The following is a 14,128-nucleotide window of genomic DNA, read 5'->3' on the forward strand; positions in this document are numbered from 1 at the left end:
AATGGCAGATACCAACGAAGAGCGCCAGGCCATCAAGCTCCACGATCTGCGTCCGGCCAAGGGATCCCACAAAGCCAAGGCCCGTGTGGGCCGCGGTGAAGGGTCCAAGGGCAAGACCGCTGGTCGTGGTACCAAAGGCACCAAAGCTCGTTACCAGGTCAAGGCAGGTTTCGAAGGCGGGCAGCTTCCGCTGCACATGCGCCTTCCGAAGCTCCGTGGCTTCAAGAACCCGTTCCGCGTGGAGTACCAGGTCGTGAACCTGGACCGTATCTCGGAGTTGTTCCCCGAGGGTGGCGACATCACCGTCGAGTCCCTCGTGGCCAAGGGTGCGGTTCGCAAGAACCAGCCCGTCAAGGTTCTGGGCCAAGGCGACCTGACCGTCAAGGTCAACGTCACCGTTGACAAGCTCTCCGCATCCGCTGTGGAGAAAATCGAAGCCGCCGGTGGCACCGCCACCGCAACCGGCAAGTAGAACTGCGATCGGGCTGATGCTCGAAGGCATTTCATAGGGATGAGGTCCTTCCCCGGAAGCCCGGGGAGGGGCCTCATCTTGTCTGCGCCCCGGCACGTTGTGGCGGGGTGACGGACGTAATCGGGTTCCCGCGACGCATTGCCGTTAGACTAACGAGGGACCTATTGGCTCGGCAGCTGTCTGCGGACGGCAAACGCCGGGATTCCAACTGAACAAACTTTTACAGGAGGCCAAGTGCTCGGCGCTTTCGGACGGGCGTTCAAAACCCCCGACCTACGACGCAAGCTGCTGTTCACACTCGCGGTCATTGTGATCTACCGCGCCGGTACTTTCGTGCCAGCGCCGGGTGTTGACTACGGGAACGTCCAGCAGTGCATCGCCATGGGAGGTACCACCGGTGGTATCTACGACATGGTCAACCTCTTCAGCGGTGGCGCGCTCCTACAATTGTCGATCTTCGCGTTGGGCGTGATGCCGTACATCACTGCGTCGATCATCGTGCAGCTTCTTCGAGTCGTGATTCCGAGATTCCAGGAATTGCATGAAGAAGGCGGTCAGGGCCAGCAGAAGCTGACTCAGTACACGCGCTACCTGACCATGGGTCTGGCGCTCCTGAACGCCACGACAATCATCTCCTTGGCTCGCTCGGGTGCTCTGCTGGGCAACTGCCCGCTCCCGGTTATCCCGGATGACTCGATCCTCATGATCATCGTCATCATTATCACCCTGACCGCGGGCACAGGCATCATCATGTGGCTGGGCGAGCAGATCACGGAGAAGGGTGTCGGCAACGGCATGTCCTTGCTGATCTTCACGTCGATCGCTGCTTCCTTCCCGTCCGCACTCGGCCAGATCTTCAAGACCCAGGGATGGGGCGTTTTCGCCGCGATCCTCGGCATCGGTCTCGTCGTGATCATCGCGGTGGTGTTCGTCGAACAATCCCAGCGCAGGATTCCAGTGCAATACGCCAAGAGGATGGTCGGCCGGCGCACGATCGGCGGCACGACCACGTATATCCCGCTCAAGGTCAACATGGCCGGCGTGATACCGGTGATCTTCGCGTCGTCGCTGCTGATGTTGCCCGGGCTGATCGGGCAGTTCTCGACCCCCAAGGACGGAACGCCTCCTCCCGAGTGGGTCAATTGGATCAACGGCAACCTGGTCAAGGGCGATCACCCGCTCTACATGATCTTGTACTTCCTGTTGATCGTTGGTTTTGCCTACTTCTATGTTTCGATCACGTTTAACCCGCAAGAGGTGTCGGACAACATGAAGAAGTACGGCGGATTCATCCCCGGGATTCGTGCCGGGCGTCCGACCGAGCGGTATTTGGGATACGTCCTGAACCGCATCACCCTCCCGGGCTCGCTGTATTTGGGCATCGTGGCGCTGATACCTCTGATTGCACTCGTGATGTTCAATGCGAACCAAAATTTCCCGTTCGGTGGCACATCGCTGCTGATCGTGGTCGGCGTCGGCTTGGACACCATCAAGCAGATCGACGCTCAGTTACAACAACGACACTATGAAGGACTTCTGCGATGAACCGTTTGCTCATCATCGGGCCTCCCGGCGCCGGAAAAGGAACACAGGCCGCCAAGATCTCCGAGGAATTGTCGATCCCGGCCATTTCCACGGGCGATATCTTCAGGGCCAACATCAAGGAAGAAACTGAATTGGGTCGCGAGGCCAAACAGTATATGGACGCCGGTAACCTGGTCCCCGATTCGGTCACCAACCGCATGGTTCGGGACCGCTTGGCTCAGGACGACGCGAGTCGCGGCTTCCTGCTGGATGGTTATCCCCGCAACACGGCGCAGGTCGAGGAACTCGATTCGATCCTCAATGAGCTGGGTCAGAAGATTGACGGCGTTTTGCTGCTGACCGCGGACAACGAGGAGCTCGTTCAGCGTCTCCTCGGACGCGCCAAGGATCAGGGTCGCAGCGACGACACGGAAGAAGTGATCCGTCACCGTCTGGAGGTCTACGCCCAGGAAACCGAGCCGATCGTCGGTTTGTACGAGGCACGAGGCATCGTGACTCGCGTGGATGGCCTCGGAAGCATCGACGAGGTCAGTCAGCGTCTGCTGGCTGCCATTCGATAGTTCGATTTCCAGTCTCTCAGGAGACCCAACGACGGGCCCCCGGCGCATCCTGCTCGGGGGCCCGTCGTTCTACCCGGCGATTGGTCCGGATGAACCAACCAAACAAAACCTGATGAGGAAGTGCCCGGATGTTCGGCCGACGCAAAATCGAGTACAAGACCAACGAGCAGCTCCGTGTCATGGCGCGTGCCGGCGTCGTGACCTCACGAGCGCTCGACGCCGCCGTCACGGCGACCGCCCCCGGCGTGACAACGGCACAATTGGACCAAACTTTCCGCGAAGTTCTTGCGGAAAACCACGCGACGTCGAACTTCCTCGGTTACTACGGCTTTCCGGCAACTATCTGCGCTTCTCCCAATGACATCGTCGTCCATGGCATTCCCAACGATGAACCGTTGCGCGACGGGGACATCATCTCGATCGATGGTGGCGCAATCGTCGACGGATGGCACGGGGACTCTGCGCGCACCGTATTGGTCGGAAACGCGAGCACGCAGGACCAAGAGTTGTCAGAAATGACCCGAGCTGCGATGTGGCACGGTATCGCCGCCGCGGCTACAGCTGGGCGAGTGGCGGAGATCGGTGCAGCTATCGAGGATTTTGTCCGCAAGGAATCGGGCGGGACCTACGGGATCGTCGAGGATTACGTGGGCCACGGTATTGGAACCGAGATGCACATGGCCCCCGACGTTCCGAATTACCGCACTCGTGACTCAGGTCCCAGGCTCAAGGCGGGTATGGCCCTGGCGATCGAACCGATGCTTGTGACAGGATCGACGGAGACCGTGATCTTGGACGACGACTGGACGGTCAAGACCATCGATGGCTCCCATGCGAGCCAATGGGAACATTCGGTGGCATTTCATCGGGACGGCATCTGGGTCCTGACCGCTGAAGACGGCGGTGCCGAAGAACTGGCCGCCCTGGGGGTCTCAGTGGCCCCGATTCCCGACTAAGCACCACACACGCCGCACACAGGAAAAGGGGCACTACCGTGTCATCCGAGACTTCGACCCCCGTGGAGATCACCTCCCGGCTCGAACCCGGCAAAATCTTGCTCAAGGCTCCTCGACGGGCCAAACCGCCGCGTCACATCGCTGATATGGATCTCGCGGGACGCAAAGAATTTCTCAAGGAACTCGGCCATCAGCCGTTCCGAGCCTCACAGCTGTCCAAGCACTATTTCGAGCGTTTGGTCACAGATCCCCAGGAGATGACGGACCTTCCGGCAGCGTCCCGTGAGCAGATGGTCGCCGATGCGATGCCTAAGCTGCTGACCACAGTGAACACCCTGGAGGCCGACGGCGGAGACACCCTGAAACTGGTGCACCGTCTCTTCGACGGCGCACTGGTGGAGTCCGTGATCATGCGGTATTCCAACCGCGTGACCATGTGCATCTCCTCGCAGGCCGGTTGCGGCATGAACTGTCCCTTCTGCGCGACGGGTCAGGCCGGCCTGACTCGAAACCTTTCCACGGCGGAAATCGTGGAACAGGTGGTAGCGGGGGCGCGCATGGTCAAGACGATGAAGGGGCTTGAAAGCGCCGCGGACGGTCCAGAAGAGACCAAGCCCTTGCGTATCTCGAACATCGTCTTCATGGGAATGGGCGAAGCCCTCGCGAATTACAAGTCTTCGCTGGGCGCCGTGCATCGGCTGATCGATCCCTCGCCCGAAGGCCTGGGAATCTCCGCTCGAGGGATCACGATGTCGACGGTTGGCTTGGTTCCTGGGATGTACAAGTTCACCCAAGAGAACCTGCCGGTTACTTTGGCCCTGTCCCTGCACGCCCCGGACGACGAGCTCAGAGACGAGCTTATCCCGATCAACAACCGGTGGAAGGTCGACGAGACCCTTGACGCTGCGTACGACTATTACCGTCAGACCGGACGTCGGGTTTCGATTGAGTACGCGCTCATCCGGGACATCAACGATCAGGGCTGGCGCGCGGACCTGCTGGGCAAGAAATTGGCCCAGAGGGGCCGGGGCTGGGTCCACGTCAATCCCATTCCGCTTAACCCGACACCGGGTTCCAAATGGACGGCCTCTCGTCCCGGCGTCGAGCAAAACTTCGTCGAGCGTCTTCGGGCGCATGGTATCCCGACCACGGTTCGGGACACTCGCGGATCAGATATCGACGGGGCATGCGGCCAGTTGGCGGCAGCGAGCTAGGGGAGTTCAGGGCACTGACGCCATGGCCTGAACCCTTGAAGTCCCACCTGTGAGCGCGTGTATCCCATACAAACGCACACAATGGACTGGTTCTGCCCCGGAACCGTGGATTTCCGGCCTTCCATCGGCGCGAAAAGGACTGAGCGAGGGAAGTCACAACGGTTCCTGACCAGTTGCTGGGTTAACATACAGCAAAGTATGGCGTACACTTGTCTGTTGGTTGTGTCTGCCGTGCGCGCGCACATTTTTGGTGGTGTGATGGCAGAAAGAATCATTCAATTGCCTCTCGCACAGCGCGTGGGGCACCGACGTTAGCGGAGGATATGGCCAAGAAAGACGGCGTAATCGAGATTGAGGGCTCTGTGGTGGAAGCCCTGCCCAACGCAATGTTCCGCGTTGAGCTGGACAACGGTCACAAGGTTCTTGCACACATCTCCGGAAAGATGCGTCAGCACTACATTCGAATCCTCCCCGAGGATCGGGTAGTCGTTGAACTCTCTCCGTACGATCTCTCACGTGGTCGCATCGTCTACCGCTACAAGTAGATCTCATCTCCGCCTCGTGCGGAGGGTGAAGGGCACCGCCCAGACGGGTGGTGCCTGTCTGCGTGCATGAGATCCGACTGCGTGTCGGGTCTCGTAACAACTACAAGTTGCAACAACGCAAAGGAATGCGATGAAGGTTCAGCCGAGCGTGAAGCCCATCTGCGATAGCTGCAAAGTGATCCGCCGTCACGGCGTGGTCATGGTTATCTGCAGTAACCCGCGCCATAAGCAGCGTCAGGGCTAATAGCCTTCTGATGCAGCCGGTTACCGCCGGCATCTAATACAAGGCACCGCTCCCCATCAGTGGGATACCTCCGGATACAGAGGCCGGAGACCGAGGAAACTCGGGCAGTGATGCTGTAAACCTCTGGATCAACTACAAGGAGAACCGCCACTATGGCTCGTCTCGCAGGAGTAGATCTTCCCCGCGAAAAGCGCGTGGAAATTGCTCTCACGTACATCTACGGCGTGGGTAAGACCCGTGCCCTCGAGGCCCTGACCGCCACCGGCATCAGCCCGGACATCCGCGTCAAGGACCTCTCCGACGCCCAGCTCGTTCAGCTGCGTGACTACATCGAAGGCAACTTGAAGGTTGAGGGCGACCTCCGCCGCGAGGTGGCAGCCGACATCCGCCGCAAGGTTGAGATCGGCAGCTACCAGGGACTCCGCCACCGCCGCGGCCTTCCCGTACACGGCCAGCGCACCAAGACCAATGCGCGTACCCGCAAGGGTCCGAAGCGCACGGTCGCCGGTAAGAAGAAGTAATCACCCTTTCGCGTAGGAGAAGTTTTTAATGCCCCCAAAGACTCGTGCTGCGGCCGCTCGTAAGCCCCGCCGCAAGGATAAAAAGAATATTGCCGCCGGTCAGGCGCACATCAAGTCCACATTCAACAACACCATCGTTTCGATCACCGATCCCTCGGGCGCCGTGATTTCCTGGTCTTCCGCCGGTGAAATGGGCTTCAAGGGTTCGCGCAAGTCGACGCCGTACGCCGCGCAGATGGCTGCTGAGTCCGCCGCAAAGCGCGCCCAGGAGCACGGTGTTCGCAAGGTTGACGTGTTCGTCAAGGGTCCGGGTTCGGGCCGCGAAACCGCTATCCGCTCGCTCCAGGCCACCGGCCTTGAGGTAGGTTCCATCTCTGATGTGACCCCGAGCGCGCACAACGGTTGCCGTCCCCCGAAGCGCCGCCGCGTCTGATCCAGACGTTGCCGTCCGCCAGGCTGGTGTATCCCTTGTTCGGGAACCGCAAGCCTGGGATCTCATGGCTCCGGCCACGAGACATCCGGGTGCCGCAACCGCGGCCCCTTATCCCTTGTTTTCCCCAACCTGTGTTGCGTCATATAGCGGATGCTCGCTGAAAGGAAACATCAGTGCTCATTGCACAGCGCCCTACCCTGAGTGAAGAAGTCGTCGAGGATAACCGCTCGCGCTTCACGATCTCGCCCCTCGAACCCGGATTCGGCTACACGCTGGGTAATTCCTTGCGTCGCACGCTTCTGTCCTCCATTCCCGGTGCCGCCGTGACCAGTATCCGTATTGACGGTGTGCTGCACGAGTTCTCCACCGTGGACGGCGTAAAAGAAGATGTCACCGAGATCATCCTGAACATCAAGAAGCTTTCGGTTTCGTCCGAGAACGACGAACCCGTCGTGGCATACCTGCGCAAGCAGGGCCCTGGCGAACTGACCGCTGCCGATATCGAGGTTCCGGCCGGTGTGGAGATCCACAACCCGGAGCTCCGCATCGCAACCCTCAACGCCAAGGGAAGTTTCAACGCCGAACTGACGATCGAGCGTGGCCGCGGCTACGTTTCGGCCTCGCAGAACAAGGCGGGCGCCGGAGAGTCCGAGATTGGCCGCATCCCGGTCGACTCGATCTACTCCCCGGTCCTCAAAGTCACTTTCCGCGTTGCGGCGACTCGTGTCGAGCAGCGTACCGACTTCGACAGCCTTGTGCTCGATATCGAGACCAAGGAAGCCATCGCTCCGCGCGACGCGGTTGCCTCCGCGGGCAGCACCTTGGTCGAGCTCTTCGGGCTCGCTCGGGAACTGAACACCGAGGCAGAGGGCATCGAGGTAGGACCTTCTCCGGCCGACGAGTCCATGGCCGCCGATATGGCCCTGCCGATCGAGGACCTTGACATGTCCGTGCGTTCGTACAACTGCCTCAAGCGTGAGGGCATCCATACTGTGGGTGAACTCGTGACGCGCTCCGAGGCGGATCTGATGGACATTCGGAACTTCGGTGCCAAGTCCATCGACGAGGTCAAGGACAAGCTGGCTGAGTTGGGGATGTCCCTCAAGGACTCGCCCGCAGGCTTCGATTTGGCAGCTCGCGCGGCCGAGGACGAAGAGGCCGACGAGGAAGAGTCCTTCTAGTCCCTCGGACGGCAACGAGCCGACCACAGTTCACACCAATCTTTGGTCCTCGCGATGTGAGTTCGCGGGAACCATGACCAATGGAGAGAAACTCATATGCCTACTCCCACAAAGGGGCCGCGCCTCGGCGGTAGCCCCTCACACCAGCGCCTCATTTTGGCCAACATGTCCCAGCAGCTCTTCGAGCACAAGCGCATTACGACCACCGTGACCAAGGCCAAGCGCCTTCGCCCAGTGGCAGAGCGTTTGATCACTTTCGCCAAGCGCGGGGATCTCGCGGCCCGCCGTCGGGTGATGCGTTCGTTGACGGACAAGTCCGTCGTCCACGAGCTGTTCACCACGATCGCTCCGGCCATGGCCGAGCGCCCCGGTGGATACACCCGCATCACCAAGATCGGATCGCGTTCAGGGGACAATGCGCCCATGGCCGTGATCGAGCTCGTGATGGAGCCCGTCGCGTCGAAGGCCGTTGTTGACGAAGCAACCCAGGCAGCCAACGCTGCCGCTTCCGCCAACCAGTCGGACTCCGCAGCGCCGACCGAGGCGCCGGCCGCTGAGCCCGCAGCCGAGGAAGCCGCAGCTCCCGAGGCACCGGCTTCGGATCTGCCCGCAGGCTCGCACGCTCCGCTCGAGTCCGGCGAAGCCCCCGAGGGCTTCGAGGTCAAGGGCAACCGCGACTCCATGAAGTACCATGTTCCCGGTTCGCGCTGGTACTCCAGCACGCGTGCCGAGATCTGGTTCGACACCGCAGAATCCGCTATCGCGGCCGGCTACGCGCCGGCTGGTGGCGCTGCCGCTCAGAAGGTTTCCGAGTAAGGATCCCTTCTGCGCGCTGCGTTGCGCGATGATTGAGGCCCCGTCCACCGTTGCGGTGGGCGGGGCTTTGTTCTTGGTATCCCTGCAATTGTCCGGAGAAGCGGAGGACACGTCATGACTCAGAAGGACACCGTCGTATCGTCGAATGAACCCGATTCGGCAGGCCCGGCGACTTGCCCGACTCCCGGAGCGGTCAGAGGAGAAAGCGTGGTCGGGGATCTGGGTATGGTCGTGGTTGCGGACAACAACAGTGTGCGGGTTCGTGTGGACCTTTGCTATGACGGTGCCCCGTTTTCCGGTTGGGCCAAGCAGCCCGGCCTCGTGACCATAGAGGGGTGCCTCGAAGAGGCAGCACGCCTCGTTCTTCGCCGGGACGTTCGCTATACGGTGGCCGGTCGCACCGACGCTGGAGTGCACGCCGATCACCAGGTGGTCCATTTCGATCTTCCGTCGGATGTCTGGAACCGCTTGAGAGGGCGCGTACGTAAGGGGAGCGACGCCGCGCCGGATACTCCCGCCGAATCGTTTGTTCGGAAAATGAACGGTGCCCTGGCGCGGGTCCTGTCCTCGGTTGCGCCGCCTTTGAGGCCCGGTTCCCGGGGTGCCGCCATGGGCTCGATCGTGATTAGATCAGCCACAATAGTTCCGGCAGGTTTTGACGCTCGCTTCTCGGCAATGTCTCGTTCCTATGTCTACAGGATTGCGGACGGGCTCGAGCGCCAGGGACCACTGAATCGGACGACGTCGTACTGGACCAGATTTGCTTTGGATGTCGAGACGTTGAACAGGGCGGGCGAACGTCTGCTGGGACTGCACGACTTCTTGTCGTTTTGCAAACCTCGTCCTGGTGCGACCACGATCCGTGACCTGAAGTCGGTTCGATTCGAGCGCACGGTGGGCGGCCTCATCGAAGCTCGTATCCGGGCAGATGCTTTTTGCCACAACATGGTCCGGTCCATCATCGGTTCGTGTGTTTCGGTCGCGGAGGGCAGGAGAGACCTTGCATGGTTGGATTCCAGGATTGCCGTGCCGGTTCGCGACTCCAGCGTTCGCCTTGCTCCTCCCGAGGGTCTGGTTCTGGAATCGATCACGTATCCTTCGTCACCCGCCGACTGGGTGACGCGTGCGGAGCAGACCCGGGCGAGGAGGGCGGCGGATCACTGAGTGGGCCGGTCGGCGGAGGCCGATGTGGGGGATATCGCGGTGGACTTTCTGCCACCTGTGGATTAAGCCAGGATACTCCGGTATAGTTACTAGCTGTTGTGCGTGTCCCACCTCGGTTCATGCGCCCGGTTCATTCGCCCAGTTGCAGGGCACAAGGATGATCTAGGCGGCGAGACTTCGGGACGGAACGGATGTTGTCTGGCCCTCACCCAGACCCCTTCGAGCGCACCTGATCTGGCGTGACACCCAACTAGCGCCAATGAAGTAATTCCGACACGAAGGCAAATTAACGTGCGTACGTACACTCCGAAGCCCGGCGACATCGATCGCCAGTGGCATGTCATCGACGCCACCGACGTTGTCCTGGGTCGCCTTGCCAGCCAGTCCGCAACACTGCTGCGCGGCAAGCACAAGCCGACCTTTGCTCCTAACGTGGACACCGGTGACTTCGTCATCATCATCAACGCTGAGAAGGTTGCCCTGACAGGCGCCAAGCTCGAGAAGAAGCGTGCATTCCGCCACACCGGTTACCCGGGTGGCCTGCGGTCCGTTTCCTACACCGAGTTGTTGGCGAAGAACCCGACCAAGGCTGTCGAGAAGGCTGTCAAGGGCATGCTGCCTAAGAACAAGCTCGCGGCCGAACAAATCAAGAAGCTCAAGGTTTATGCGGGTGCCGAGCACCCCCATGCTGCTCAGCAGCCCAAGACCTACGAGTTCGGCCAGATCGCCCAGTAATCGGGCCTACGAAGACAACTACAAGGAGAAATCGTGGCTCAGAATACTGAAGACCAGATTAATACCGAGGGCGAGGAAGTCACCAGCTATACCTCCGAGTCCACCGAGCCCGTCGCCGAAGCCACTGTGACCGAGCGTCCGGCTCTGACCGTTTCCGGGGCCGCAGTTGGCCGCCGCAAGCAGGCTATTGCCCGCGTTCGCGTGATCCCGGGGTCGGGACAGTGGACCGTCAATGGTCGCCCGCTTGAGGTTTACTTCCCGAACAAGCTGCATCAGCAGGAAGTCAACGATCCGTTCAAGCTCCTCGAGCTCGAAGGTGCCTACGACGTCATCGCCCGCGTTCACGGCGGTGGCCCCTCTGGCCAGGCCGGTGCAATGCGTCTCGGCGTTGCTCGTGCGCTGAATGAGATTGATCTCGAGAATAACCGTGCAGCCCTCAAGAAGGCTGGTTTCTTGACTCGCGACGCCCGTGTCATCGAGCGCAAGAAGGCCGGTCTCAAGAAGGCCCGCAAGGCTTCGCAGTTCTCCAAGCGCTAAACCGCTCCGAAACTGCTCGAAAACCCCTCATCGTCCGTTTGGGACGGTGAGGGGTTTTGCGTTTCCGATGGGCCCCGGGTCCGCGCGTGCAGCGCATAAAATAGAGGCTGTCCGCACTGGGGAAAGGAAAGATGTTCAATGACGAACACTCAACGCAAGAAAACCTCCGAGCCGTCCGGAGACCAAGGCGCAAGCCGGAAGGATTCGGGACAAGCATCGGCGGAAAGCCGTCAAGCCGCCGAACAGATCACCATCCGGGGGACCAAGGCACGCGGGGCCGGCAATGAAGCGACGCCTGCCGTGACCGAAGCGCTCAAAAAACAGGAGCGCCGGGTCTCCGTGACGGAGGACTACGCCGCAGAATTGGACGAGATCGCCTCGCTCCAGCACCGGCTGCACCAGGAACATTCGACTTCGGAAGTCTGGAAGATTGGGTACCCCTACGAGGAGAAGCTCAAGCGCAAGGAATATGAGAAGACCAAGCGGGCACTGCAGATCGAGCTTCTCAAGCTACAACTGTGGGTCAAGGAGACAGGTCAGAAGATCCTGCTCATTTTCGAAGGACGTGACGCCGCAGGCAAAGGCGGTTCGATCAAACGGTTCACCGAGCATTTGAATCCGCGGGGGTCCCGGGTTGTGGCCCTGGAGAAACCGACCGAGATCGAACAAACCCAGTGGTACTTTCAGCGTTACATCCAGCACCTTCCTTCGGGCGGAGAAATCGTGATGATGGACCGCTCCTGGTACAACCGTGCCGGCGTCGAGAGGGTCATGGGCTACTGCACGCCGCACCAGTATTACGAATTCATGCGCCAGACTCCGGAGCTCGAGCGGATGCTCGTCAACTCCGGGATCAAGTTGATCAAGTTCTGGTTCTCGGTCACGCGAGCCGAACAGGTCGCGCGGTTCGAGGCGCGACGCACCGACCCGGTACGGCAGTGGAAGCTCTCTCCCACTGATCTGGCTTCTCTCGACAAATGGGACGACTACACCGAGGCGAAGGAAGCGATGTTCTTCTACACGAACACGGGTGATGCTCCCTGGACCATCGTGAAGTCCAACGACAAGAAGAGAGCCCGTTTGGAAGCCATGCGGTACGTCCTGTCCCAGTTCGAGTACCCGAATAAGGATCACAGCGTCGTCGGCCAGCCCGACCCGTTGATTGTGGGGCCAGCTTCAGACATCTTCGAAGCCGAGGAACAGAACAACCGAGAAGGGTTTCCGGTGGTCAAGTCGGAGGATGCCGACTGACATGCGTAGAATGATTTTCGATGTCTAGATTATTTGGAACCGACGGTGTTCGAGCTCGTGCCAACAGTGAACAGATGAGTGCACGTTCCTCTTTGGAATTGGCGCAGGCGGCCGCTGTCGTACTCGGATTCGACCAGGTTCCCGGGGGGGAACGCCCCAAAGCAGTCATAGCGCATGATTCCCGTGTCAGCGGTGAATTCATCGGGGCTGCGATCATGGCCGGGTTGGCTTCTTCGGGAGTGGACGTATACGACGCCGGGATGCTTCCGACGCCGGCCGCGGCGTATCTGGTGGCCGATCTGGACGCGGATTTTGGCGTGATGATTTCTGCCTCGCACAATCCTTTCTACGACAACGGAATCAAGTTCCTTGCCCGTGGTGGAAAGAAGCTACCGGACGCGGTGGAGGACAAGATCGAGGCATTGTTCAAATCGCAGGATTTCCGTTTCCCCGACGGCGGACAGGTAGGCAAGATTTCCCGGTTCTCCGACGCCGAGGACCGATACGTCACCCACCTGCTGTCCACCTTGCCAGGTCGACTGTCCCTGGACGGGCTGAGCATTGTCCTGGATTGCGCCAACGGTGCTGCCTCGGGATGTTCGCCGGACGCTTTCCGCATTGCGGGGGCGAAGGTCCATGTGGTGGCCGCCGAGCCGAACGGTACGAACATCAATGACGGCGTGGGCTCGACCCATCTCGAAGGTCTCCAGGCCAAAGTCAAAGAGCTAGGGGCCGATCTGGGGATCGCCCACGATGGCGACGCCGACCGCTGCCTCGCTGTCGACGAACGCGGTGAGATCGTCGACGGCGACACCATCATGTCGGTTTTGGCGCTTGCACGACGCGACGCCGGAAAGCTCAAAGACAACACCCTGGTCGCTACCGTCATGACCAACCTCGGGATGGAGCAGTACCTCGCGTCCGAAGGCGTGACGATGCTTCGCACCAAGGTAGGGGACCGGTACGTCCTCGAGGCGATGAACCAGTACGGATACAATTTGGGTGGCGAGCAGTCCGGACACGTGATCATGAGCGATTACGCGACGACCGGAGACGGTATCCTGACCGGTCTGCATCTGGCCGCCGAGGTGAGCCGGACTGGTCTGACCCTGTCGACCTTGTCGCACCGGTTCGAGCGTGCTCCGCAAACGATGATCAATGTTCCCAACGTGGACAAGGCAGCCGCCGATTCGAATGACGCCGTGCAGAATGCAGTCGCCTCGGTGGAGAGGGAACTCGGCAAGGCTGGTCGCGTGCTGCTCAGGCCTTCCGGCACCGAACCGCTGGTTCGGGTGATGGTCGAAGGACCCGACCAGGAGTCGGTCGATCACCATGCGAGCCGTTTGGCCGACGTCGTGGCGAAAGAGCTTGCCCTGTAGCTGCTTACGCTCCAATACATCTCCACGAGCAGGAAGGCCCCGCACCGAATGGTGCGGGGCCTTCCTGCTCGTGGAGGAATGAGCCTGACGGTGTCAGTTCTTGTTGGCTTCGGGATCCATGTACGAGGATGCGCCCGTGACGTTCTTGTTGGAGATCAGGGCGTCACGGATCTCGGTGAGCAGTGCGACCTCAGGCTCGGTGTCGTCCCCTTCTTCCAAACCGAGCCTGCGGGCACGGCGAGTGTTCATGGTGTTGATCGGCATGACGATGCAGAAGTAGAGGGCCGCGGCGATGAGCAAGAAGTTGACGACGGCGGTCAGGAACACGCCGACCTTGATCTGGCCGAAGACCAGGAAATCATCGAAGTTGGGGGCGCCGACCAACATTGAGATGGCCGGCATAATGACTGACTCGACGAGAGCGTTGATGACGGTGCTGAACGCACTACCGATGATGACACCGACGGCCAGGTCGATGACATTGCCCTGCATGATAAATTCTTTGAATCCTTTAAGCATGCGGACATACTATCCAAAGAATCACCCATAGGGGGTGAATTTTGCGTAGCTTTGCA

General features: G+C 60.4%; 17 protein-coding genes. 16 read left to right on the top strand and 1 reads right to left on the bottom strand.

Going from position 1 to position 14,128, the window contains the following annotated elements:
- The first annotated feature begins 1 nt into the window (after position 1).
- The 16 genes from rplO (at position 2) to glmM (ending at position 13,553) form a co-directional block, all read left to right on the top strand.
- On the top strand, positions 2-472 hold the full coding sequence (gene rplO / locus EWV35_RS01940; protein ID WP_129657643.1) for a 50S ribosomal protein L15: 471 nt from the start codon (positions 2-4) through the stop codon (positions 470-472).
- Between the two features lie 234 nt (positions 473-706).
- On the top strand, positions 707-2,017 hold the full coding sequence (secY, locus tag EWV35_RS01945) for a preprotein translocase subunit SecY (RefSeq protein WP_129657645.1): 1,311 nt from the start codon (positions 707-709) through the stop codon (positions 2,015-2,017).
- Positions 2,014-2,577: an adenylate kinase gene (locus EWV35_RS01950; protein ID WP_129657647.1), complete on the top strand. Its 564-nt coding sequence runs from the start codon at positions 2,014-2,016 to the stop codon at positions 2,575-2,577. The genes secY and EWV35_RS01950 overlap by 4 nt, the downstream gene beginning before the upstream one ends.
- A gap of 128 nt (positions 2,578-2,705) precedes the next feature.
- The gene (map, locus tag EWV35_RS01955; RefSeq protein WP_129657649.1) at positions 2,706-3,533 is read left to right on the top strand and encodes a type I methionyl aminopeptidase; all 828 of its coding nucleotides are present in this window, start codon (positions 2,706-2,708) and stop codon (positions 3,531-3,533) included.
- 38 nt (positions 3,534-3,571) lie between these two features.
- The gene (rlmN, locus tag EWV35_RS01960) at positions 3,572-4,747 is read left to right on the top strand and encodes a 23S rRNA (adenine(2503)-C(2))-methyltransferase RlmN (protein WP_129657651.1); all 1,176 of its coding nucleotides are present in this window, start codon (positions 3,572-3,574) and stop codon (positions 4,745-4,747) included.
- A 323-nt stretch (positions 4,748-5,070) separates the two neighbouring features.
- Complete coding sequence (infA, locus tag EWV35_RS01965) at positions 5,071-5,292, top strand: translation initiation factor IF-1 (RefSeq protein WP_005505018.1); 222 nt, start codon at positions 5,071-5,073, stop codon at positions 5,290-5,292.
- A gap of 130 nt (positions 5,293-5,422) precedes the next feature.
- Entirely contained in the window at positions 5,423-5,536 is a 114-nt protein-coding gene (gene rpmJ / locus EWV35_RS01970) for a 50S ribosomal protein L36 (RefSeq protein WP_030014999.1), read from the top strand.
- 152 nt (positions 5,537-5,688) lie between these two features.
- The gene (gene rpsM / locus EWV35_RS01975; RefSeq protein ID WP_129360074.1) at positions 5,689-6,057 is read left to right on the top strand and encodes a 30S ribosomal protein S13; all 369 of its coding nucleotides are present in this window, start codon (positions 5,689-5,691) and stop codon (positions 6,055-6,057) included.
- Positions 6,058-6,085: 28 nt separating this feature from the next.
- Positions 6,086-6,490, top strand: a complete 405-nt coding sequence (gene rpsK, locus EWV35_RS01980; protein ID WP_129360073.1) for a 30S ribosomal protein S11 — start codon at positions 6,086-6,088, stop codon at positions 6,488-6,490.
- 173 nt (positions 6,491-6,663) lie between these two features.
- On the top strand, positions 6,664-7,671 hold the full coding sequence (locus tag EWV35_RS01985; RefSeq protein WP_129657653.1) for a DNA-directed RNA polymerase subunit alpha: 1,008 nt from the start codon (positions 6,664-6,666) through the stop codon (positions 7,669-7,671).
- A 96-nt stretch (positions 7,672-7,767) separates the two neighbouring features.
- Positions 7,768-8,487 carry a 50S ribosomal protein L17, sunset domain variant gene (gene rplQ / locus EWV35_RS01990; RefSeq protein ID WP_129657655.1) on the top strand — a complete coding sequence of 240 codons (720 nt, stop codon included), beginning with the start codon at positions 7,768-7,770 and terminating at the stop codon, positions 8,485-8,487.
- Between the two features lie 114 nt (positions 8,488-8,601).
- Complete coding sequence (locus EWV35_RS01995) at positions 8,602-9,651, top strand: tRNA pseudouridine synthase A (RefSeq protein ID WP_238654030.1); 1,050 nt, start codon at positions 8,602-8,604, stop codon at positions 9,649-9,651.
- A 291-nt stretch (positions 9,652-9,942) separates the two neighbouring features.
- Complete coding sequence (gene rplM / locus EWV35_RS02000) at positions 9,943-10,386, top strand: 50S ribosomal protein L13 (RefSeq protein ID WP_129360070.1); 444 nt, start codon at positions 9,943-9,945, stop codon at positions 10,384-10,386.
- 33 nt (positions 10,387-10,419) lie between these two features.
- Positions 10,420-10,923, top strand: a complete 504-nt coding sequence (gene rpsI / locus EWV35_RS02005) for a 30S ribosomal protein S9 (protein WP_129360069.1) — start codon at positions 10,420-10,422, stop codon at positions 10,921-10,923.
- A 138-nt stretch (positions 10,924-11,061) separates the two neighbouring features.
- Complete coding sequence (gene ppk2 / locus EWV35_RS02010; protein ID WP_129657657.1) at positions 11,062-12,174, top strand: polyphosphate kinase 2; 1,113 nt, start codon at positions 11,062-11,064, stop codon at positions 12,172-12,174.
- 20 nt (positions 12,175-12,194) lie between these two features.
- Entirely contained in the window at positions 12,195-13,553 is a 1,359-nt protein-coding gene (glmM, locus tag EWV35_RS02015; RefSeq protein ID WP_129657659.1) for a phosphoglucosamine mutase, read from the top strand.
- A 93-nt stretch (positions 13,554-13,646) separates the two neighbouring features.
- Here the strand turns inward: glmM and mscL are convergent, their stop codons facing one another.
- Positions 13,647-14,072: a large conductance mechanosensitive channel protein MscL gene (mscL, locus tag EWV35_RS02020; protein WP_129657660.1), complete on the bottom strand. Its 426-nt coding sequence runs from the start codon at positions 14,070-14,072 to the stop codon at positions 13,647-13,649.
- Between the last annotated feature and the right edge of the window lie 56 nt (positions 14,073-14,128).

The organism is Rothia uropygialis (assembly GCF_004137765.1).
GTDB lineage: Bacteria > Actinomycetota > Actinomycetes > Actinomycetales > Micrococcaceae > Rothia.